The organism is Bacillus sp. MYb209, from assembly GCF_002975175.1.
Classification (GTDB): Bacteria; Bacillota; Bacilli; order Bacillales; family Bacillaceae_G; genus Bacillus_A.
In genome coordinates this window covers 36987-59536 of record NZ_PCNZ01000007.1, presented here as the reverse complement: position 1 = coordinate 59536, position 22550 = coordinate 36987, and the positions used below count along the sequence as shown (strand labels likewise).

Genomic DNA, 22550 nt, shown 5'->3' with positions numbered 1-22550 from the left:
ATATATGAAATTATCCCATTCTTTATAGGCTAATAAAGATTTTATTTTTATGCCTTCACTTTATTACGACGATTCAATCCAAATAATGTGCCTATTGCTACAAGACATGCACTTAATGCCATCATTGCTACATTATTTGATGCTGTATTTGGTAATTTCTCTCCCTTTACAGCTGGTTTTGCTATTTCCTTTTTCGCTACATCATTCTTTTGCCCGGCCTGAATTGCTGCTTCTTTTTTTGCAAGAGCTTCCTTTTCTTGCACTTGTGGCGCTACTTCTTTTTTAGCTGTATCATTCTTTTGCCCGGCTTTTATTGCTTCCTCTTTTTTAGCCATATCACTTTTTTCTTGTACTTGTGCTGCTTCCTTTTTCTCTACTTCATTCTTTTGCCCGGCCTTAATTGCTTCTTCTTTTTTCGCTGCATCTTGCTGCACTTGCGCCGCTTCTTCTTTTGTTAACGTTCCAGTAGAAGCGCTCGCTACTGAAGAATATCCTACTGTTAAAAGTGCCATTGCACAAATTGGTAATAGTTTTTTTTTCATTTTATTTCTCTCCTTTTATACTTTATTCACATCACATCGCACCGGATGTATTACTAGAATAAACAACAGATGTAAATATAAGATGCAGATGAAATATATTTCATTTAAAGATTTCATTTTAGAAAAATAAAAAAACACCGTAATATATACGATGTTTTTTCGGGTGTGTGTCTCGATATTTATTTGTTACTTTCGCGTGAGTGAGAAGTAGAAAGGGCCGGAGTGATAACTAATTGTCTCGGCTCAGTTTTCTTGAAGTGATTTTTGACGTTACACTTACGACATTGAACGACCCATGCTTTAATAGGATTTGTTAAAATAATTTTTTGCCTGTCGTTAGGGGCCTCTTCTTCCAATTTACAACTATCGCTCCACTTACTCCATTTCATTGTAAATTTAGAAGAAGAATGATCGTCTTCTCGATCAAACATCTGCAAAAAATCCGTTTCTCCAGCTAGCATTACGGTGTTACTAGTTGCTAAAAAAGAAAAGGTCGTCCAATGTTTCTCCATACCTTCCTACTCCTTTTTCACATATAGAGTGCCTAAAACTTAATTTACCTAAAATATGCTTGCCTTTTACCTTACACTTATATTTTATCCAAAACACTACTATGCAACTATCGATTTGTCTTACAAATCACCTTACATTTTTGTAAGAAACGAAAAAACCTTCACTCTATATACGTGAAGGTTTCTCATTTCTTATCTATAGGATCTTTCATATCATCAAGTCCAGCCTCTTGCAGCTGCGACATCATACCATGGGAAATTGCACCTAATACTAAAGCCATTCCAATTAGTGAAATGCGAATTGCAGGTACATCAATTATGTAGGCCAACATACCAAGAACAATTGTTAAAAGCAATGCTTTTATAAATGTTACACTTGTATACTGTTTCTTTTTCATCATAATCACCCTTTATGGAAGCGTTTTCTCAATGTAATCAGTATATCATATCATATGACTATTTTGTGGGGATTTCTGTAAAAACCTTATATCTTCTTTGACTTTTTTCTTTCTATCCTTTACAGTCGAAATGTTCACAAGTTTTACACTGTAGGAGGACTCCAATGAATATTGAAATAAAAGACACTTTAATTTCTGAAGAACAATTACAAGAAAAAGTAAAAGAACTAGCGCTTCAAATCGAACGTGATTTTGAAGGAGAAGAAATCGTTGTAATCGCTGTATTAAAAGGATCTTTCGTATTCGCTGCTGATTTAATTCGTCATATTAAAAACGAATTAACTATCGACTTTATCGCTGCATCTAGCTACGGAAATCAAACAGAAACAACTGGAAAAGTAAAACTATTAAAAGATATCGATGTAAACATTACTGGAAAAAACGTAATTGTCGTAGAAGACATTATCGATTCTGGTTTAACACTTCACTTCTTAAAAGATCACTTCTTTATGCATAAACCAAAAGCATTGAAATTCTGTACGTTACTTGATAAACCTGAGCGTCGTAAAGTGGACTTAAAAGCTGAATATGTTGGCTTCCAAATTCCAGACGAATTTATCGTTGGCTACGGTATCGACTGCGCAGAAAAATATCGTAACTTACCATTTATCGCTTCAGTTGTAACAGACTAATTACAATAAAGTGAAACAATAATCATTGGATTTTGTCCATCCCCAATGATTATTGGCCCGCAAATAGCGGGATCAAATAAGCTTCCATGCATTATTGGTGGAAGTTTTATTTCTATCGTAATTTATAAAAACAAAGGGAGAGATGAAGAATGACAAAGACAAAATTTAAAAAAGTACTCCTCATCGTAAATCCGAAAGCAGGACAAGGCGATTTACATACGAACTTAACGAAAATCGTACCACCTCTTGCTACGGCCTTTCCTGATCTACGCATCCTACATACGAAACAACAAGGTGATGCAACAAAATATTGTCAGGAGTTTGCTAGTAAAGTAGATTTAATTATCGTCTTCGGTGGTGACGGAACTGTATTTGAATGCACAAATGGCTTAGCCCCTCTTGAAACTAGACCTACACTTGCAATCATTCCAGGCGGAACTTGCAACGACTTCTCTCGCACACTTGGTGTTCCGCAAAATATTGCAGAAGCAGCAAAACTCATTACAAAAGGACATGTAAAACCAATTGATGTCGCAAAAGCAAATGGACAACACTTCTTAAACTTTTGGGGTATTGGACTCGTCTCTGAAGTATCAAACAATATCGATGCAGAAGAGAAAGCAAAGCTTGGTAAAATTGGTTACTATTTAAGCACAATTCGAACTGTAAAAAATGCTGAAACATTCCCAGTAAAAATCACTTACGACGGGCAAGTATATGAAGACGAAGCTGTCCTTGTTATGGTTGGAAACGGTGAATATCTCGGTGGTATTCCTTCCTTTATTCCGAACGTAAAATGTGATGACGGAACACTTGATATTTTCGTCGTAAAATCAACAGGCATCCAGGCGTTTAAAGATTATATCGGAAAGAAATTATTTGAAGACTCAAATGAAAATGACATCTTCCACGTAAAAGCAAAATCCATTCATATTGAAACAGAAGAAGAAAAAGAAGTAGATACAGATGGAGAAAGTTCCCTTCATACACCTTGTCATATTGAATTGTTACAAGGGCACTTTACAATGATTTATAATCCTAATGTTGTGTAATAAAAAAAAACGAGTGATATCACTCGTTTTTTCTCTTCTAATCTAATTATGTCGTTGTATAATTTCTTGTATTTCTTTAACTCTCTCTAAAGTAATTCCATTTCTTTGTTCCAGCGCAAGAGGATGATCAGTCGGTTCTAATTCGATGAACGGAGCCATTCCAACTTCTCTTATATGTATATTTGTCTTTAAATTTAGTGTTTCTGAATAAACTGGTATTTCTACAGATAACCAGCCAAAATAAGGATCACTATTTTCTCGTCCTCTTTCATCCCACTTTTCTAGTACTTTATCATAACTTTCTTTACTAAGTGATACCCACACAGTCCAGATAAAACTTTCATGGTAATCAATTATAGGAAGCTCTAAACATCCCCTAATAAAGTAATTTTCATCGTCCATTACGCAAAGATCTGATGTTAAATGGAAGCGTCCCTCTCTTTCATAAGGCTCTACCTCGTAATAATAATATGGTGCTTCACTTCCGTAACATAAAGGGAGTGTAAAGCGGCTCATTTGTATCTTTTCTCCGGACTTTCTTCTTCTTTTCATCTATTATGAGTTCTCCTATCCTTTAAATTTCATTCACACTCAAAATCCATCCAATTTTTCAATGTGTATTAGAATCCTTATTCACAATAACACTTGGATCTTTCTTCTCTATTGCAGCAGCTACTGATTGGAAAAATTCATTTTCACTATCATTGACAAATTTACACGTTTAGTGTAAATTTACACTACAAGAAAGAAGGAGATACATTATGGATAAGCAAGAATTTATTGAACTCGTCAATTCAAAATTAAAACTCATTCGTGTTGAGAGCGATTTATCACAGGATAAAATGTCAGAGATTATTGGTTTATCAAAGAAAACGTTAGTAGAAATTGAAAAGGGTAGACGCACCCTCACATGGGCAGGCGCAGTTTGCGTCGTAACACTCTTTGAACAGAGCAATACAGTCCAGATGACATTCGGAGATGATGTGAATGAAATTATAAAAACGATTGCTTTTACACATTACAACACTAACTTCCCGAAGACTTTAGGAGGAAAGGTATGGTGGCGACAAATAAAAGAAGTAAACGGTTATAAAATACAACAAAATATTCTATCTCAACACTATAGAATTTTAGATAAAGAAGACCACAGAATATGTCATTCATTCGAATTGGATGAAATTGAAGAAAAATTTATGGAAATGGCAAAAACGTCTCAATAAAGAGATCGAAAAACATTTTATTTATACTAAACAATGAAAGGAATAAAATGATATGAAAAAAATAATTATTACAACGTTATCCCTTGGCCTACTAATGGGAGTATCCACTGTTGTGTTTGCAAATACAGGTACAAAAACTGAGGCTTATGCAGCGGAACTAGCTCATTTCAAATTAACTAATCCTACTATCACAAGCTCAGAAGTCAATTCAATAATGAAACAACGAGAAGAGTTAGATGAATTATATAACCAATTAAGTGAATTAGAACTAAGTTATGGAATTCGTGTTGATAATACAAAAGATCCACATAAAGAACCGAAACATCTAGAGGATTTACCAACTAATCAGCGAGAAAAATGCCTTCAATTAAGTATCAAAGTTTGGGATAAAGAGATTCAATTTTTAGATGCTCAATATAAAGCAGATCTTATAAAAGAAGAGATTTATAAAGTTGAAAAGAGCAACTTTAATTCCTTTAAAGAAAAGGAATTACAAGAATTAAATCAATTCACTAAGCGTTAATTGATACTATAATCTATAAAAAACAAATAAACATCGGAGTGTAATTCAAGTGAAAAAACAGACAAATATCACTATATTAAATATGTTAATGATTAGCATGTTAATATTAAATCTTTTTATTTTCACATCACGAATGAGCTTTTTACCTTGGTATATTGAAGATGGTTGGGGCTATTTAGGATTATTATTTACATCCTTTATTTTCTTAATTAGCTTCTTTAAGTCTTCGAAGCTTCATAAAGATGGAGAGTTAACTACTCTACAAAAGTTCATTCCACTTGCTTCTGCCGTACTTTCAATCTTTGTTCTCCTCATTCCATCAAGTGATTTAATGACTATATTAGCCAATCTGATCAATACAATTATATTAACTATTTATATAATCGTTTTTCAAACAAAGCCTGATCTATCTACGGAAAAACCATTACATTAAAAAGAAGGAGAGTTATTCTACAGAATAACTCTCCTTCTTTTTGTTCTAATCTTTTACACTACTCTCAATAAACTTAGGCCTTTATTCTGGATATTTACTCATCACTGTACTCCTTTTTTGCCTATACAAATACACGCCCTACTTTATCGCCACTGCTACAATACTTTCAATGTGTGTTTGTTCTTATACATGAAATATTTTGTGTTCCTAATTTTATAAATATCTACCCTTAATAAATTTATTTATTTGATATAATGGATATTAAATAAGTTAAAACTTTAATTAGTGAGGATTTTCCTCATCCCTTACTAATTATTGGCCCTTACCAATCGTTTTTGCTGGATAAACTTTTAACTAATAGTACATTAATGAATTTAGTTTTTAAAAGAAGAAACACCATGGCTACGTCTAATGTGAAATAATACATAAATCATTTTCAGTTCCTATTCGTTTTTTATCTACAAACAGAAATATATGTAATCCTTTTTGTTCAACTAAATAAGAATAGCTAAATACGCTTGAACAATTAGATACTAGGAAATTTACATCTTGCAGAGGAAAAGATAAATCTAGGTATTAATATGTGGTGTTTTACGACCTAATTAAAAGGAGGAGATAGAAAATAATGAATAATCCCATCGACCTACAATACTTATGTGATCTTGTACATAGAACCTTTCATGTACCTATTCAATTTTTATCTACTAATAGAAAAATCTTATATGAATCTACTTCTAATACTATTTGTAGTCCTTTTTATTCTTCTAAAGAAGAACATCTTGGTGAGATTTATCAAGAAAACGCTCCCTGTAACTTTCCAATTCTTAAAGGGAATAAGTATCTTGAGAATTTCGTTATCATTCATATAACAAATCATGAACATATAAAAGGAACAATTATAATCGGACCCACTACCTATCCAAAAGTATCAGATGAAATGGCTATCAAACTTATGGAGTATTCCAACATTAATAATAAAATGCAACAAGGAATAGACTACTATCAGTTTCTACCTGAGATTAAAAAAAGTACTCTCATTGATATAAGCATTTGGTTACATTACGTAATTTTCAATGAAAAATTAGATATAGATATTGTGTGGGAAAAAAACAAAGTTCTAGAGGATGTTTCTTATAAAATTGTAAATCCCGATTTATATATTTCAAAACGCCGGCGGAATGACCCTAAAAATTACAACATGTCATTAGAACGTAAATTTTTTTCAGCAATTAAAGAAGGAAATAAAGAAAAAGTAATACAATATGCGTATTCATTCCCACAAGAAGACGCGGCAATTTCATCAAAAGGAGATCAACTCAGAAACCAAAAAAATAATGGTATTATCGCAATTACTCTAGCTATTCGATATGCGATAGAGGGTAATCTTCCATCAGATATTGCTTTTTCACTTGGTACTTTATATATCCAAACCATTGAAAAACTAGATAACATGTACTCCGTAAATAGATTAATTGAAGATGCATTATGTACTTTCGCAGAACGTGTTAAAGAATATAGTAATCAAGCATATTCTAATTCAATAACTACATGCCTAAATCATATTCACAAACATATTTACGACGATATATCTCTCAATGACCTTGCTAACCTTTTACATATTTCTCCTACCTATTTATCTAAATTGTTTAAAAGAGAAGTGGGAATTCCTTTAAGTGAATATATTCAGAGAGAGCGAGTAGAAGAAGCAAAAAAGTTATTAACATTAACGACCTACCCATTATCAGATATTTGTACCTGGCTTAATTTTAATGATCAAAGTTATTTCACAAGGGTTTTCAAAAAAATAACTAGTATGACTCCTAGACAATATCGTGAAAATCATACTGTAATATAACAACACCTTCTTAACATGAGGTGAGATAGATGGAATACTAGCTCACCTTCATCCATTCAATTAGTAATACCATCACGATTTATTTCTTCTTAATTTAATAAACATGTACCTCGATTTTATACTCTTCTAATCTTTCCATACCTTTATTCTCCTTCATCCAAATTGATTTTAATAAATTTTTAACCACATTCAAAAAAGTACAAAAATGACAAATAAATTACTATAAATAAGTTAGTGAATTTGGTAATTTTTTAGTACTAAGCAAATTAGTCTTTCAACTAATCCATAATTTCTTCGCTATATGCATGTTAAATCTAAAATAGGATGTTTATACAATGTGGCGCTTGAATTATTGATAATAGCTACTTCCATAGTGATTAACTAATAACTTCCTAAGTCAGAAAGATATAGAAAACATATTGTTAGGAGAATAGAAAGCATGAGTAGTACTAATATTACAAAATCGATGCAACTGACTATTATGTCTAAACAACCTGCCGACCGAAAAGTATCACCATACGATGATAGAGAGCGGATTGAAGATCATCTATTACGCTCATACATTTCAGAAAAAGAAATATTGATTACTTATTATAAAGATGATTATTTTCCTACAAGTTGTATGGCTGTAATTGAAATAAACCCTTTGAAGCGCTCTATAATATGCATAGATACCTTTGACCGTAAACATAATTTTAATTTTATTGACATAATAGATGCACGTTAATTCTGTCCTCCTCTTAGTAGTACTAATATTGCAAAATAAAAAATAGCCATCCACCTCATAAAAAATCAGGTAAATGGCTATTTTTCTAGTTTCTATTCTCTTACAGCTATTGCCTATTATTTCGCGTTCACAATCTTATAATAAGAGCGAACTGTTAAGAAGTAATATCCGATATAAATGACACCGTATACCCCGATACTAATTAGGAGCGGAATCATAATTTCAAATGGTAGTATGTTCCCTAAACCTTTTAATGCAAACAAGCTGTGTAAAATTCCGATTACTAACGGAATCGCAAAGATAAAGCTTACTTGTTTTGCAATAGCTTTTTTCATTTCTTGTTTTGTGACCCCTACTTTGTGAAGTACAACATAACGCTCACGATCCGCATTTGCTTCTGTTAATTGTTTAAAGTAAATGATAGAACCTGTTGCTAGTAAGAATACAAGTCCTAAGAACATTCCGATGAACATCATTAGTCCAGTTCCTTCAAGCCCCATATGGAAACCAGTGTAGAAGTCTCTAAATGGTGGTACCATTTCTGATTCACCAGCTGGCATCACTTTTGTTAATTTTTCAGTTAACACTTTACTGTTTCTTTCATCTTTTACATCGATATTTTTTACAATACGTGTTCCAAATGCTTGCTTCGCTTGTTCATACATTTCATCTGGAACGACAACAACTAGTTCACCTAAGTTCGTAATTGCATTATTATTTGCACCTTGAATCGTTAATTTCTTCGTTTCATTTCCAATTTGGAATACCGCTTTACTTCCTTTATACTGAGGACTAAACTCATGCCCTTCAATATAAGAACTATCATATATAAATGCTTCACCAGCAGCTACATTCACTGTTTCTGCATCGATTTTTTTAGCAAGTTTATTAAATTCAGATTGAGACATAAATTGATATTTCTCTGAGATACTGTAGTTCATATTAAGGATGAAATCAACTTTATCTCCTTCAAACTTTCCTTTTACAGGAACCATCTCAACTTCAAATTGATCTTTAACAGGATGATTCTCTTTCTCTTCAGCAAAAATCGCATTTACTTTCTTATCTAGTTCTGCATCTTTTTTCTCATAAGAATAACTGTATGGCGCCACTTCTTTTGATTGCGTAAATGTGTTGTAATACATCGTAACTGACGTACCAACTGCTGTTAATGTTACTGCACTTAAAATAGAAATTGTCGCAAGTGACTTTGCATTTCCTTTAATACGATATAGTAACTGTGACGTCGTTACCATATTCATACCGTTATAAAACGATGATTTATTATTTCTTGCTCGTTTTAATACGAATACTGTAAAGAACATAAATAGTAAGTACGTACCTAATACTGTCGCAAGTAAAATATAAAGTGCAACTGCCATAAAGTCTGCATACTTAACTGCCTTCATAAACATTAACGCTAAGAAATAACCTGAACCAATTAAGAAAATTGAAATTAACGCCATAATTACAGATCCTTTTGGCATTGCTTCCCCTTCACGTTCTGCGCGGAAAAGCTCAATTAACTTGAAGCGATAAATTAAACGATATCCTTGAAGTGATGTATACAATATAATCACAAAGAAAATAATTGCTGTATCAACAATTGCAGCCATCGGTACTTCAAAATGAACATTTAAATTTAACCCCATCATACTTACTAGTAGTTCAAGGAATAGTTTTGAAAGGACGCTACCAATCGCAATCCCAATAATTAAAGACATTAATCCCATTAACATATTTTCATAAAAGAGCATTTTACCGATCTGTCTTTTTCGAATACCGAGTAACGAATATAGCCCAACTTCTTTTTTACGTTTTCTTGTAAAGAAACCGTTCGAATATATAATGAACACCGCTACGAAGATAATTAGCATGACACTTGAAACTTGAAATGCACCGCTAATTTTTTTAGAAGCTTCCGCAGCTTTTTCCATTTGTGAATTATACTGCAACGCCTTAAATGTAAAATAAATGACGATGCTAAATATCATAGATGCAAAATATACAAAGTAGTCTTTAAAGTTCCGCTGTATGTTGCGGAGGGCAATGCTAGATAAGGTCATCAGCCATACCTCCAGAAATGGAAGACATCACATCAACGACTTTTTGGAAGAACTGTTTACGCGTTAATTCACCTCGGTGCAATTCTTTATATAACTCACCATCTTTAATGAAAATAACTCGTTTACAATAACTCGCCGCAAATGCATCGTGCGTTACCATTAAAATTGTAGAGTTATCATATTCATTTAACGACTTCATACTTTCTAATAAATCTGTCGCTGATTTAGAATCAAGTGCTCCAGTCGGCTCGTCCCCAAATATCATACTAGGACTTGTAACAATCGCACGCGATGCTGCGCAGCGCTGCTTCTGCCCACCAGATACTTGATATGGGAACTGGCTTAAAATATGATCAATGCCGAATTTCTTTGATATTTCAAGAACGCGGCGATCAATCTCACTCGCTTTCACCTTTGATAACGCAAGAGGTAGCGCAATATTTTCTTTCACCGTTAACGTATCTAATAAGTTATAATCTTGGAAAATGAAACCTAAATGATCGCGGCGGAACAAAGCTAGCTTATCATCATTCATCTTCACGATATCTTTTCCATCAATTAAAATTTCACCGTTCGTCGCATTATCAATTGTAGAAAGAACATTTAAAAGAGTCGTCTTACCAGAACCAGAAGGTCCCATAATTCCAACGAACTCACCTTCTTTTACTTGTAAGTTAATGCCTTTTAACGCTTCAAATTTATTACCACCTGTGTCATACACTTTTTTTATATTTTTTGCTTCTAACACTGTTTTCATCTCGACATCCCTCATTTCTTCTATTCTCTATTTTCAACTATATACACTCTCTACTCTTGCCACTATCGATGTTTCTTACACAAACATGACAGTTACGTAAGGCACATAAGCAGAGGAATCAAAATTTAACCTAATGAATGAAAGTACTTTGTTACTATAGCATTGGGATATCATACCATCCATTCATTCTCCTTACAGGAACATTACATTTTTGTAAGGTTAAAAATGCACCCTACAAAGTTGTGCATGAAATGTCGGATGGAGCTATTTCATTCCTGCTATTCTATGTACAGAGGAGGTCATATAATGGATTCACTTAAAAACATGAATGCGGCAATGCGCTATATTGAAGACAACCTTACACACGAAATTAATTTTAAAGAAGTCGCAAAAATAGCTTTCTGCTCCGAATATCATTTCAAAAGAATGTTTTCTTTTTTAGCTGGCATATCACTATCAGAATATATTCGCTGTAGACGCCTTACTCTCGCTGCCTTTGAACTAAAAAACAGCAATATAAAAGTCATTGATGTCGCTATAAAATATGGCTACAATTCACCAGATTCATTTGCTCGTGCATTTCAAAATTTGCACGGCATAACACCTTCAGAAGCTCGGAATAGTAGTCATTCTTTGAAAGCTTATTCACCGATGACCTTCCAACTATCCATTCAAGGAGGAACTGAAATGAACTATCGAATTGAAGAAAAAGATCCATTTCGAATCATTGGTATACAAAAACGAGTACCGATTGTTTTTACTGGTGTAAATGAAGAAATTGCTTCTATGTGGAAAGGTTTAGACAGCCAATCAATCGAAACATTAAAGTCCCTTTCAAACATTGAACCTACAGGAATTATTAGTGCTTCAACTAATTTTTCTGAAGGAAGAATGGAGGAAAAAGGCGAACTCGATCACTATATTGGGGTAGCCACAACGAAAGATTGTCCGGAGCAATTCAAACAACTTGCAGTCGCAGCTTCAACGTGGGCTATATTTGAAGCAGTCGGTCCATTTCCTGATGCATTACAAAATGTGTGGGGACGTATTTATTCCGAATGGTTTCCTTCTTCAAACTATGAATTAGCAGAAGGACCAGAAATTTTATGGAATGAAAGTAAAGACGTATCCTCGCCGAATTTCAGAAGCGAGATATGGGTACCTGTTTTGAAAAAGTAATATAAGGGTCTAAACTGTTTCAAAATAAGAAGCTGCTCTTCCTCTTTACAAGAAAAGCAGCTTCTTATCCCGCTATTTGTGGGCAGTAAAACTCCCACCTCAAAATTCAGCAAATGCGAGGAAGTTAGGTGGGAGATAACTGCCCGTAAACGCCCGATTGGTGAGGGCTAATAATCAGTGGGGGATGGACAAAACCCCCACTGATTAAAGTTTCACTTTATTTTATACTTCTTCTCGACTCGTTCTTATACAAGAAAATAGTAATAATCACTAGCACTATAACAACTCCAAAAGTAAATGCTCTGTAGCTCGAAATCGTAGCAGTACCGATTAATAAGGCTGGTATAACAGCCATAATTAAGCCACCAAACATACCAACAAACGATCCTACACTTTGTTTTACTACTTGAGTTTCTGATACCCAATCATAATAACCAAATCGATTATTAATAAATATCCCCCATACTGCCGAAAATAATGAATATGTTATCGGTGTTATGACGATTAAAAGAGAACTCCAAACATCTAGTTTTAACCCTATTATGAGTAATACGGCACTGATAAGTGATGCAGGTATACTTAATGAAAGATTCATAAGAATTTTACTGTCATAAATCATCTTTGGCGCTATAGGCAATGACTTAATAATCCATACATTTTTTCCTTCTAAAGACAATGACACACATGTTGTACACGTCATCGAAATCGCTGCTGCAATAGCAAATGGTGCAATCTTTTGCAACAGGGTCTCAATTCCAGGATACGCTATTAATTGACTTGGTCCTACTACAACTATAGCTAGCGCGAAAGCTATTGCCATCACAACTCCCATTCCACTATTTATGACATACACTGTAGAAGAAAAGAAACGTTTCAGTTCTTTTTTATACAACGCGACTAATACACTTTCTTTTCTCATACTATTAATCTCATAATTTGAAAGCATATGATAAGCGGTAATCTCTGTGTTTATTTGCTTATATTTGAACGAAAGTATTTTTACAAAAAGATAATACCAAATAACCGATATCCCAACGAATAGGATGAAAGCTACAATATCAGCATTAACAATTGCTTTTTGAAACATGTTAGCTAATGGATACACTTTAGTTAGTTGCTCTGAAACAATTGCACCAATCCCATTCATATCATTAAGGCTATATTGAGCATTTCCGTTTTTTAGCATAAAGAAGCCGAATGTAATAATTACTATAAAACTTAAAATCGTAGTTATTTTATTCGTATTTTTAAATTTAGAAGCGATTGCCGTAATCATAGCTCCAAAGATCGCTGCGATTGTTGTTGGAATTAAAGATGCTATAAACATACTGATGAACCACATAAAGTAAAAAGAAATTGATGGTTTCTCATGTATGCCATAAACAACTCCCATTGGTAGCATAATTATGATTGAAAATATCGTATTCAGCAAATATAAATACAAAAATCTGCTTGTAATAACAGTACTTACACGAATCGGTAATGACATTAAAAGATCGTAGTCCTTAAAAGCAAAAATTTCTCCATTTGCCTTAAATATAGTGAAAAACAACGTCAATACACTGCTAATAACTAGTGCATAAACTGGGATAATTTCACTTATTCCTAGTTTCACCAATCCATATGCTGAGGCACCACAATATAGCATTAACATGACACCCACCAAGGCAATAGACACTGACAGCAAAATCTTATTCTGCTTCTTCTTTTTATCTTTTTCGTATTTAAAAGTATTTAAACCAAGCTGTGTTATCAAGCGGATTTTTAAAAGACCTAGACTACTAATATTCATTAGCAAGCTCCTTCATAAAGAGCTCTTCCAATGAGCCTTCCTTTATTAAAGAATTCACTTCCCCTGAAAGTGCTAATTTCCCTCTATTAATCATCGCTATTTTATTACATAACTTCTCCGCCACATCTAAAACATGAGTAGAAAAGAAAATCGCACTTCCCTTTTCACAAAGCTCTTTCATAATCCCTTTCAATACTACAGCAGCCTTTGGATCAAGACCAACGAAAGGTTCATCTAAAACTAATAATTTCGGTTTATGCAAAACCGCTGATATAATCGCCACTTTTTGTTTCATACCATGTGAATAAGAAGATATTAAATCTCCCAAGTGCGGTGTAATCTCAAAAGCATCTCCATACTTTTGTATCTCCTTTTCCCGATCTTTTGCAGACACCTTAAAAACATCCGCAACAAAGTTCAAATATTGAATTCCTGTTAATTGCTCATACAAATCTGGATTATCGGGAATATACGCCATTACTCTCTTACATGCAATCGGATCCTTTTTTACTGAATGACCATCAACAAAAATTTCACCCTCTTCAAAATCTATAACTCCTACTAACGACTTAATTGTTGTACTTTTCCCCGCACCGTTGTGCCCGATAAATCCAAAGATATCTCCTGCTTGAACAGTAATATTTAAATGATCTACTGCTTTTTTTCCACCTTTGTATGTCTTGCTAAAATTTATAATTTCTAACATGTTATTTCCCCCAAACTATATTTTTGACTGAATTTTCAGACCTGATAACAAAAAATTTACTCAGTGAGCTTTTTCGTTATCCCCACTGAGTATTAGAACCTCTTAACACATAGAAACTATAAATATAAAATTTGAATAGTGTAGTTCAATCCCTTATTGCTCACAATTGCATTTCTTTTTTATATAAAATGTAAGAATATAAATTCGTTATGAGGACAGCAACTACTATAATCCCAAGCATCATATAAGATCTCCAATCAGCTGGAGCGAAAACACTTATAATCATAATAATTCCTAAAGCCACAAATACTTTTCCGCTAAATCGATGCGTTTTCCGCCATACTTCTTCATTACTTAACGTCCACGGATTACGCATCCCAACGAAAAAGTTAGGCTTACACTGCGGTAAATAATTCCCCATTACTAAAAATAAAATACCAACTAATAATTCTGGCACCCGATTAATGAATAAGTTATATCCTAATCCACTTGTAATAATATCTATATTCCCTACAAATAGTAGCAATAGTATCCCGTTATTCATCATCATAAAAGCTTTAGAAAATTTCTCGTAATTTGCTTTCCTTGGATCAATCTTTGGTATTACATTTAGAAATATATATAGCACAATCATAATTCCAACCATAGAAATCATTCCGTAAAATTTAGAAGAATAGCCATCTACCTTACCGCCACTCCAATGTGTCGCGATTGTATCTGGCAAATGTGGCCAAGCAAACGCCCACGCTACACAAGTTGTAACAATTAATATAATTGCAAAAAGATGTTTCTTCATCTTTCCTGCACTCCCCTGTTTTTAATTCACTCGTTCTATGCTAGTTCTTTGTTATAAATAACATATGCTTTTATTGCTGATATGAAGGTATATATTAATATCACTCCACCCACCATAAATTTTATATTTTTCTATTAAGACCCTATCTCTTTCTTATAAGCAACATAAGAATAACCCATCGTTAGTCCTACTGCACCGATAATAATGCCAATCACCAAGAAAGATTTCCATGCCACCGGTGCAAAACTACTTAACATCATAACAACCCCTAATACAACAAACACTTTTCCGCTAAAACGGTGTGTCTTTCTCCACACTTCTTCGTTACTTAACGTCCAAGGGGTTTTTATGCCTACAAAGTAATTTGGTTTGCACTGTGGTAAATAGTTTCCAATGACTATAAATAAAAGACCAACAATAATATACGGTGTACTATTCATCAGAACTTGATAACCTAATCCAGCTCCAATTCCAATGATATTTACTAAAAATAATACGAATAGTACGCTATAATTCATTACCTTATATCCTTTAGAAAACTTATCATAATTCCCATGCTTCGGATCTATCATAGGCAATACAGTCAATAATGCATATATGAAAACCATAATTGCTATATCAAAAATCATCATTCCCATTTTTGACATATGCCCATCTACCTCACCAGCAACGTTCCAATGACTCGGAACCTCTTCTGGTAAATATGGCCATGCGATGCACCATACAATAATCGTTAAAGCAATTAATAATAACGGAAATACATGCTTCCTCATTTCCCCTCTTCCCCCTTATTCGTAAACGTAAACACCCAAGTCAATAAATCTTGAAAGACAGTTGTGTTTAAAGAATACACAACGAATTGTCCTTTCTTTTCATCTTGAATAAGTTCAGCATTTTTAAGCGCACTTAAATGATGTGAAATACTTGGCTTCGTCATATTGAATTGTTCGGCAATTTCACCGGCAGTTAAATCACCCTCTTTTAATAAATCTAAAATTTTTCGCCTTGTTGGATCTGCTAATGCTTTAAATGCTTGATTCAATGTCTTTCTTCCTTCCACTAATTAGACATTTAGATATTTATCTAAATGTTAAAATGATTTCAGTCAATTGTCAATTATCTATGAGGCCCTTTTTACTTTTTCCACTTTTGACCTATACTGTTTACTATATAAATCCTGTTTAATCTTTCGTCATATAAATACGCCACAGCTATACTATGTATAACAAAAAAGGAAAGCCTATTCATTTGATTTCTTTGTTTTTACTTCGTACTGGGCAGAAAAAGGCTCTGACCGCTTCTATGCATGACTGGATCCTCTCTCTCCCCTAAAAAGACAAGTTCTATGTCGTCTTTTAAATTTTTATATTTATATAGCTCTCATTTCAACATAATGAAAAGACGAGAAACACATGGTACACTATAGCTACAATTGTTTTTTTGAGGAGGAATATACATATGTACAAAATCTTAATCGTTGAAGACGATCCAAATATTTCATCATTACTGCAATCTCACATTCAAAAGTACGGTTACGACGCTGTTGTTACTGAAAACTTTGATGATATTATGGAATCATTTAACGCTGTGAAACCACACCTTGTTTTACTTGATGTAAACTTACCGAAATTTGATGGATTCTACTGGTGCCGTCAAATTCGCCATGAATCTACTTGTCCAATTATTTTCATTTCGGCACGTGCAGGTGAAATGGAGCAAATTATGGCGATTGAAAGCGGTGCGGACGATTATATTACGAAACCGTTCCACTACGACGTTGTAATGGCAAAAATTAAAGGTCAATTACGCCGTATTTACGGTGATTATGCACCAAATATTTCTGAGCGTATCGTTGAAGTAGAAGGGCTTAAATTATTCCCTGAGCGTCCAGAAATTCATTTTGAATCTGAGCAAGTTCTTTTAACAAAGAAAGAGGCAATTTTAGCGGAAATGCTATTATCTAAATTCCCTCGTACAGCAAGCCGTGAAGATTTATTAGCTGCCCTTTGGGATGATGAGAGCTTCGTTGAAGAAAATACATTAAACGTAAACATCACGCGTCTTCGTAAAAAGTTTAATGAGCTTGGTATTGAGAACTCTATTGAAACAGTACGTGGACTTGGGTATCGTTTTAACGCAACTTGGAGTGAATAAGCATGAAGCTATTTTTACGTGATCATTTTGCATTTTTTCTACTATATGTATTAAACTTCGGAATTATTTTCGTTCTCTATGATGCAGTAGACGGATTTCAAAATAATAAATTTTACTTCATCGTTTTAAGTCTTTACTTATTCATCTGTTTCCTCGCTTATCGTTACGTTCGTAATCGTAGAATGTACCACAGATTAAGTGAACCACCAGAGAAAATGGAAGATGCGTTTATTGAAAGAGCGACTGCTCCTATGCCCCACGGTGTAAACGAGCTCGTTCGTACGCAATATCGTCTATTCCAAAAAGACCTACAAACATTCGAAGTAAAACAACAAGAACACCAATTATTTATTAACCATTGGGTACATCAAATGAAAACGCCCGTTTCTGTTATGCAACTTATGGTGCTTGAAATGGAAGATGAACATTTAATCCCGCAATTTAAAAAAGAGTTAGAGCGACTAAATCAAGGACTCGATATGGCTTTATACATGGCAAGGTTGAATAATTTCCATGAAGATTTCCATGTTGAGACGATTTCATTAAAAGATACTGTAACAAAAAATATTAACGGATTAAAAGAACTATTCATTCGAAACGGGGTCTTCCCTGTTTTAGAAGTTCATTCAGATTTAAAAGTTACTTCTGATGCGAAATGGCTAAAGTTCATCATTTATCAGTTAATGACAAATGCTGTTCGGTATTCTGGTGAACGCGGAAAGAAAGTTTTCTTATCAGCTTATCGAAATGGAAAAGATATTATTTTAGAAGTTCGTGATGAAGGCGTCGGTATTCCGCAAGAAGATGTTCGAAGAGTATTTGAACCATTTTACACTGGGAAAAATGGTCGTACATTCGGAGAATCTACTGGTATGGGACTTTATATCGTAAGTAAAATTTGTGATTATTTAGGTCATTCTGTGAAACTAGACTCTGAAGTTGGTAAAGGAACGACGATTAAAATCATCTTCCACAACGCTGCAAATAATCAAGCAGAAAATACAGAGAAGGTGACCAAAGCATGACCATAACATATGCTAGCAAAATGTATGAGAATATACTCTCATACATTTTTTGCAATAAAACTGCATATTGGCCTTCTAACGGGAGGTACATATTATGACATTTTGGCAATTTGCATTTAAAAATGTAACGCGCAACTCAAGAGCTTATTTTGCCTATTTTTTAAGCAGTGCCTTTTCCATTGCTGTTTTCTTTTCGTTTGCTGTTTATTTATTTCATCCGAAATTACAAAATTTCAGTATGATCTCTGAAATTTCAGGATTAATGATTTTTTCAGAAGTTGTCATTGTACTGTTCTCTTTCTTCTTTTTACTATATTCAATCGGATCGTTTTTAAAAGTTCGAAAAAAACAATTTGGGATTTTAGCCATTTTAGGTATATCGAAAAAGCAATTACATCGTCTCGTTTTTACGGAAAATATGTTAATTGGTATTTTATCTATCTTTTTCGGCATGCAGTTTGGGTTTGTTTTTTCGCAATTTTTCTTATTAGTGACAGCGAAAATTACGCACGTACCAGGTATATATTTATACGGGCCTACTAACGCGATCATTTTAACGACCATCGTTTTTCTTAGTCTTTTTATCATTGTATCTGCATTCACACCAATGCTTATTCGTACAAAAAAAGCGGTACATCTTTTAAAAACAAATGGCGGAAAACAAAAAGAAAGAAAACCATCCATATTTATCTCTTTATTTGGTGCAATCTGTTTATTAGGTGGTTATGCGTTAGCTGCAAATCCTAAATATTTCTTCTCAATAAACCCGCAAGTAGGCGTTATATATATGGTTTCAAGTATTTTCGTGATTCCAACACTTGTTACAATTGGGACATATTTTTTCTTTTCTCAAATTAGTTTCTTACTTATTTATATTTTAAAGAAAAGAAGAACGTTTTATATGAAACAGATTAATATGCTTTGGATTTCGGATTTAGCAAGCCGTATTCGAACGAATATCAATATGCTTTTTATTGTAGCGATGCTATCTACAATCGCCTTCACAATGATTACATTTCTATATGGATTTGGAAAGTTTACAAAGCTAGAGGTTACGAGAAGTTCACCTTTTCCATTTTCTTATTTTTCATATGACGCAAATCCTTTTGTCAACGAGCATTTAACTTGGCTTGAACAGCAGTTACAAAAGGAAAATTTCTCTTATAAAAAGATAAAGGCTGATTTATATGAAACACCACTGAAAGAAGATGAAGGTATAACAGCTTATAATGACATATATGCAATGAAACAAAGTGACTATAATAAACTTGCAGCTGCCCTGCGAATGAAACAACTATTCATGAGCGATAACGAAGCATATGTCTTAAGCGGTAGCGCTTATTTCACCTTATTCAGCGAGTTTGAGCCAAGCTACAATAGAAAATCCATTACACTTTCTAGCACAAATACGATATTACAAGTAAAGGGCTATGAACAAGCAGGAGCCATTCCATCTGACTTTTCATATCAAACTTTAATTTTACCGGACGCTGTTGTAAACAGCTTACCAAGTACAATAAAGCATGTATCAGCGTACAATTATAAAGTACAAAACTGGGAAAAAACGTATGAAATTGCTGATGAGTTTATACGAAAAGTACAAAAGGATCGACAAGAATTCCAGTACGAAGGGCCTCTTATACGCTCCTATGAATCAGCAGGCTTATTATATAAAATCACATCAGGAAGTGCTGCATACTTCCTAATTGGGACATTCTTAGGGGTTATCTTCTTCATTGGAGCTGGTAGCGTTCTTTACTTTAGAATGTATACCGATTTAACGAACGAACAAGAGAAGTATATAACGATTTCAAAAATTGGCGTAACAGATGCAGAAATGAGACGCTCTGCAACCATTCAACTTAGTATTTTATTTTTCGTTCCGTACATTATGGCATCCATTCATACAATGTTTGCAACAAAGATGCTACAAGATGTAATTGGTTTATCATTGTTTACTGAAATTGCAACTGTTCTTATTATTTTTGGAGTCGTTGAAATCGTATTTTTCTTATTCATTCGTTCGCTTTATATGCAAAAATTATCACAGTATACTAATGGGCAAAATATTTAAAACAAACTTGATGAAAAGAGTATGAGGGAACCTCTCCCCATACTCCTTTCACGTTAACTCTATTAGGAGGTTTAGGTGAATGACATTTTGGCAGTTTGCATTTAAAAACGTGACGCGGAACGCCAGAGCTTATTTCGCCTATTTTGTAAGCAGTGCGTTTTCCATTGCAATTTTTTTCTCATTTGCAGTTTATTTATTTCATCCTAAATTGCATATGACAGACGTTAATTATGCTCTGAACATATTAATGACAATTTCAGAAGTTGTCATTGTATTCTTTTCATTTTTCTTTTTACTATATTCGATCGGTACCTTTTTAAAGGTACGAAAAAAACAGTTTGGGATTTTAACAGTACTTGGCATATCTCAAAAGCAGTTAAAGAGGCTTGTATTTCTAGAAAACATGTTAATTGGTGTCCTTTCCATATTTTTTGGCATTCAATTTGGCCTTGTCTTTTCACAGTTCTTTCTATTAGTTACCGCCAAAATCACACATGTACCTGGTCTATATTTATACTGGCCTACAAGTGCTATTATTTTAACAATAATAATCTTTTTCGGACTCTTTATTCTCGTATCTTCCTTTACACCGATGCTAATCCGTACGAGAAAAGCTGTACGACTTTTGCAAGAAGGTGAAAAACAAAAAGAAAGAAAAGCATCTGTACTCATCTCTCTCTTTGGCGCGACATGTTTAATATCGGGATATGCTTTATCAGCGAATCCGCTATATTTTATGTCACTAGGAGATATCGCTGGACTTTTATACGCCGCCGCCAGTATATTTGTCATTCCATCACTTGCTGCAGCTGGGACATATTTTTTCTTCTCACAAATTAGCTTCTTACTCATTCGTATATTAAAAGCGCGAAGAAAGTTTTATATGAAACGTATTAATATGCTTTGGATTTCTGATTTAGCAACTCGTATTCGGACAAATATTAACATGCTCTTCATTGTGACGATGTTATCAACGCTCGCTTTCACAATGATTACATTCTTATATGGGTTTGGGAAATTCACAAAGTTTGATGAAATAAGGCAAAACCCTTTCCCTTTTACTTATTTATCACATACTGAAAATACGTTAGCCGATGAACATTTAAATTGGTTAGAACAAAAATTTAACGAAGAGCAGTTTACTTATAAGAAATTTAAAACAGATATATATGAAGTATCTTCGGCGGAAGAAAGCCCGCAGCTCTATTATGCAATTAAACAAATTGACTACAACATACTGGCTAATGCATTAAACTGGGAACATCTCAACGTAAAAAATAATGAATCTTATATCCTTATTAAAGATTTAGACAGTCAAGTTATTGGAACCATTCATGATCAAAAAGCAAAAAATACTCTTACGCTGAACCAAAATTCTTTACAGTTACAAATAAAAGAATATAAAAGTTATAACCCGTTCCCAAATAGCTTAATATCACAGTTAGTCGTATTATCTGATGAAAATGTAGAAGCATTATCAAACGTTTCAAAACAGATGAGTGTATATAGTTTCAAAGTGAACGATTGGGAAAAAGCACATGACATTGGTTCAGCATTTACAACAAAAATTAATAAAGATAATGAAGCTATCCAAGCAGAACACCCACCTTTCCATGCAAGTGAAGCGAGCGATTCTCTATACAAAACAAAACTAAATGTCGCTTCGTTCTTCTTAATCGGTACTTTCCTAGGTGTCATTTTCTTTATCGGTGCTGGCAGCGTTCTTTACTTCCGTATGTATACAGATTTAACAAATGAGCAGGAAAAGTATATAACGATTACAAAAATCGGTTTAACAGAAACTGAGATGAAACAGTCCGCTACAATCCAACTTGCTATCTTATTCTTTGTTCCTTACATTATGGCATCCATCCATACGATGTTTGCGACAAAGATGTTGCAAGAAATATTAAATCTCTCATTATTCGCTGAGATTACAGTTGTACTTGTAATCTTTGGAACGGTTGAAATTCTCTTTTTCCTTTTAATTCGTTCCTTTTATATGCAAAAATTATCACAACATATTAAGTTTTAACGAATAGAAAGG

23 protein-coding genes and 1 pseudogene are annotated in these 22550 nt (G+C 33.6%); 12 read left to right on the top strand and 12 right to left on the bottom strand.

From position 1 onward, the window contains the following. Window positions 1–47: 47 nt before the first annotated feature. The 3 genes from CQZ94_RS14160 to CQZ94_RS14150 form a co-directional block, all read right to left on the bottom strand. A complete protein-coding gene (locus tag CQZ94_RS14160) occupies window positions 48–542 on the bottom strand; it encodes an LPXTG cell wall anchor domain-containing protein (RefSeq protein WP_105585914.1) in 495 nt (164 codons plus the stop codon). A 179-nt stretch (window positions 543–721) separates the two neighbouring features. After that, window positions 722–1054 carry a hypothetical protein gene (locus CQZ94_RS14155; protein WP_105585913.1) on the bottom strand — a complete coding sequence of 111 codons (333 nt, stop codon included), beginning with the start codon at window positions 1052–1054 and terminating at the stop codon, window positions 722–724. 185 nt (window positions 1055–1239) lie between these two features. After that, window positions 1240–1455, bottom strand: a complete 216-nt coding sequence (locus tag CQZ94_RS14150) for a hypothetical protein (RefSeq protein WP_142395839.1) — start codon at window positions 1453–1455, stop codon at window positions 1240–1242. A gap of 161 nt (window positions 1456–1616) precedes the next feature. Here CQZ94_RS14150 and hpt point away from each other — a divergent pair, with 161 nt between their 5' ends. Continuing rightward, on the top strand, window positions 1617–2144 hold the full coding sequence (gene hpt / locus CQZ94_RS14145; RefSeq protein ID WP_105585911.1) for a hypoxanthine phosphoribosyltransferase: 528 nt from the start codon (window positions 1617–1619) through the stop codon (window positions 2142–2144). A 149-nt stretch (window positions 2145–2293) separates the two neighbouring features. Next, on the top strand, window positions 2294–3196 hold the full coding sequence (locus CQZ94_RS14140) for a diacylglycerol/lipid kinase family protein (RefSeq protein WP_105585910.1): 903 nt from the start codon (window positions 2294–2296) through the stop codon (window positions 3194–3196). Between the two features lie 42 nt (window positions 3197–3238). Here the strand turns inward: CQZ94_RS14140 and CQZ94_RS14135 are convergent, their stop codons facing one another. Continuing rightward, window positions 3239–3748 (bottom strand): DUF2199 domain-containing protein, encoded by a 510-nt coding sequence (locus CQZ94_RS14135; RefSeq protein ID WP_105585909.1) that lies wholly within the window; start codon window positions 3746–3748, stop codon window positions 3239–3241. A gap of 29 nt (window positions 3749–3777) precedes the next feature. Then, window positions 3778–3896, bottom strand: a pseudogene (locus tag CQZ94_RS32565) (DUF7003 family protein); the annotation flags it as partial. Window positions 3897–3957: 61 nt separating this feature from the next. Here CQZ94_RS32565 and CQZ94_RS14130 point away from each other — a divergent pair. From CQZ94_RS14130 to CQZ94_RS14110, 5 genes are all read left to right on the top strand, one after another. Continuing rightward, window positions 3958–4416: a helix-turn-helix transcriptional regulator gene (locus CQZ94_RS14130; RefSeq protein WP_105585908.1), complete on the top strand. Its 459-nt coding sequence runs from the start codon at window positions 3958–3960 to the stop codon at window positions 4414–4416. Window positions 4417–4468: 52 nt separating this feature from the next. Then, the gene (locus CQZ94_RS14125; protein ID WP_105585907.1) at window positions 4469–4939 is read left to right on the top strand and encodes a hypothetical protein; all 471 of its coding nucleotides are present in this window, start codon (window positions 4469–4471) and stop codon (window positions 4937–4939) included. Between the two features lie 49 nt (window positions 4940–4988). Continuing rightward, window positions 4989–5372: a hypothetical protein gene (locus tag CQZ94_RS14120; RefSeq protein ID WP_105585906.1), complete on the top strand. Its 384-nt coding sequence runs from the start codon at window positions 4989–4991 to the stop codon at window positions 5370–5372. Window positions 5373–5997: 625 nt separating this feature from the next. Then, window positions 5998–7227 carry a helix-turn-helix domain-containing protein gene (locus CQZ94_RS14115; protein WP_105585905.1) on the top strand — a complete coding sequence of 410 codons (1230 nt, stop codon included), beginning with the start codon at window positions 5998–6000 and terminating at the stop codon, window positions 7225–7227. Window positions 7228–7666: 439 nt separating this feature from the next. Then, complete coding sequence (locus CQZ94_RS14110; protein WP_105585904.1) at window positions 7667–7954, top strand: YolD-like family protein; 288 nt, start codon at window positions 7667–7669, stop codon at window positions 7952–7954. A gap of 116 nt (window positions 7955–8070) precedes the next feature. Here the strand turns inward: CQZ94_RS14110 and CQZ94_RS14105 are convergent, their stop codons facing one another. Together CQZ94_RS14105 and CQZ94_RS14100 are read right to left on the bottom strand one after the other, a co-directional pair. Beyond that, window positions 8071–10020 carry an ABC transporter permease gene (locus CQZ94_RS14105; RefSeq protein WP_105585903.1) on the bottom strand — a complete coding sequence of 650 codons (1950 nt, stop codon included), beginning with the start codon at window positions 10018–10020 and terminating at the stop codon, window positions 8071–8073. After that, window positions 10007–10777, bottom strand: a complete 771-nt coding sequence (locus tag CQZ94_RS14100) for an ABC transporter ATP-binding protein (RefSeq protein ID WP_105585902.1) — start codon at window positions 10775–10777, stop codon at window positions 10007–10009. Before CQZ94_RS14100 ends, CQZ94_RS14105 begins: the two co-directional genes overlap by 14 nt. A 306-nt stretch (window positions 10778–11083) precedes the next feature. Here CQZ94_RS14100 and CQZ94_RS14095 point away from each other — a divergent pair, with 306 nt between their 5' ends. Then, window positions 11084–11956, top strand: coding sequence for an AraC family transcriptional regulator (locus CQZ94_RS14095; protein ID WP_105585901.1), 873 nt, complete (start codon window positions 11084–11086; stop codon window positions 11954–11956). Window positions 11957–12173: 217 nt separating this feature from the next. Here the strand turns inward: CQZ94_RS14095 and CQZ94_RS14090 are convergent, their stop codons facing one another. The 5 genes from CQZ94_RS14090 to CQZ94_RS14070 form a co-directional block, all read right to left on the bottom strand. Then, window positions 12174–13748, bottom strand: a complete 1575-nt coding sequence (locus tag CQZ94_RS14090) for a putative ABC transporter permease subunit (protein ID WP_105585900.1) — start codon at window positions 13746–13748, stop codon at window positions 12174–12176. Further along, the gene (locus CQZ94_RS14085; RefSeq protein ID WP_105585899.1) at window positions 13738–14454 is read right to left on the bottom strand and encodes an ABC transporter ATP-binding protein; all 717 of its coding nucleotides are present in this window, start codon (window positions 14452–14454) and stop codon (window positions 13738–13740) included. Before CQZ94_RS14085 ends, CQZ94_RS14090 begins: the two co-directional genes overlap by 11 nt. Before the next feature lie 160 nt (window positions 14455–14614). After that, window positions 14615–15250, bottom strand: a complete 636-nt coding sequence (locus CQZ94_RS14080; RefSeq protein ID WP_105585898.1) for an SdpI family protein — start codon at window positions 15248–15250, stop codon at window positions 14615–14617. A 134-nt stretch (window positions 15251–15384) separates the two neighbouring features. After that, the gene (locus tag CQZ94_RS14075; RefSeq protein ID WP_105585897.1) at window positions 15385–16023 is read right to left on the bottom strand and encodes an SdpI family protein; all 639 of its coding nucleotides are present in this window, start codon (window positions 16021–16023) and stop codon (window positions 15385–15387) included. Beyond that, on the bottom strand, window positions 16020–16292 hold the full coding sequence (locus tag CQZ94_RS14070; protein ID WP_002067754.1) for an autorepressor SdpR family transcription factor: 273 nt from the start codon (window positions 16290–16292) through the stop codon (window positions 16020–16022). The genes CQZ94_RS14075 and CQZ94_RS14070 overlap by 4 nt, the downstream gene beginning before the upstream one ends. 416 nt (window positions 16293–16708) lie before the next feature. Between CQZ94_RS14070 and CQZ94_RS14065 the strand changes: the two genes are divergently transcribed. The 4 genes from CQZ94_RS14065 to CQZ94_RS14050 all read left to right on the top strand — a co-directional run bounded on the left by CQZ94_RS14065 (window position 16709) and on the right by CQZ94_RS14050 (window position 22538). Then, on the top strand, window positions 16709–17404 hold the full coding sequence (locus tag CQZ94_RS14065) for a response regulator transcription factor (RefSeq protein ID WP_105585896.1): 696 nt from the start codon (window positions 16709–16711) through the stop codon (window positions 17402–17404). Window positions 17405–17406: 2 nt separating this feature from the next. Beyond that, complete coding sequence (locus tag CQZ94_RS14060) at window positions 17407–18429, top strand: sensor histidine kinase (RefSeq protein ID WP_105585895.1); 1023 nt, start codon at window positions 17407–17409, stop codon at window positions 18427–18429. A 94-nt stretch (window positions 18430–18523) separates the two neighbouring features. Further along, window positions 18524–20503, top strand: a complete 1980-nt coding sequence (locus CQZ94_RS14055; protein ID WP_105585894.1) for an FtsX-like permease family protein — start codon at window positions 18524–18526, stop codon at window positions 20501–20503. Window positions 20504–20582: 79 nt separating this feature from the next. Continuing rightward, window positions 20583–22538: an FtsX-like permease family protein gene (locus CQZ94_RS14050; RefSeq protein ID WP_105585893.1), complete on the top strand. Its 1956-nt coding sequence runs from the start codon at window positions 20583–20585 to the stop codon at window positions 22536–22538. The last annotated feature ends 12 nt before the right edge of the window (window positions 22539–22550 follow it).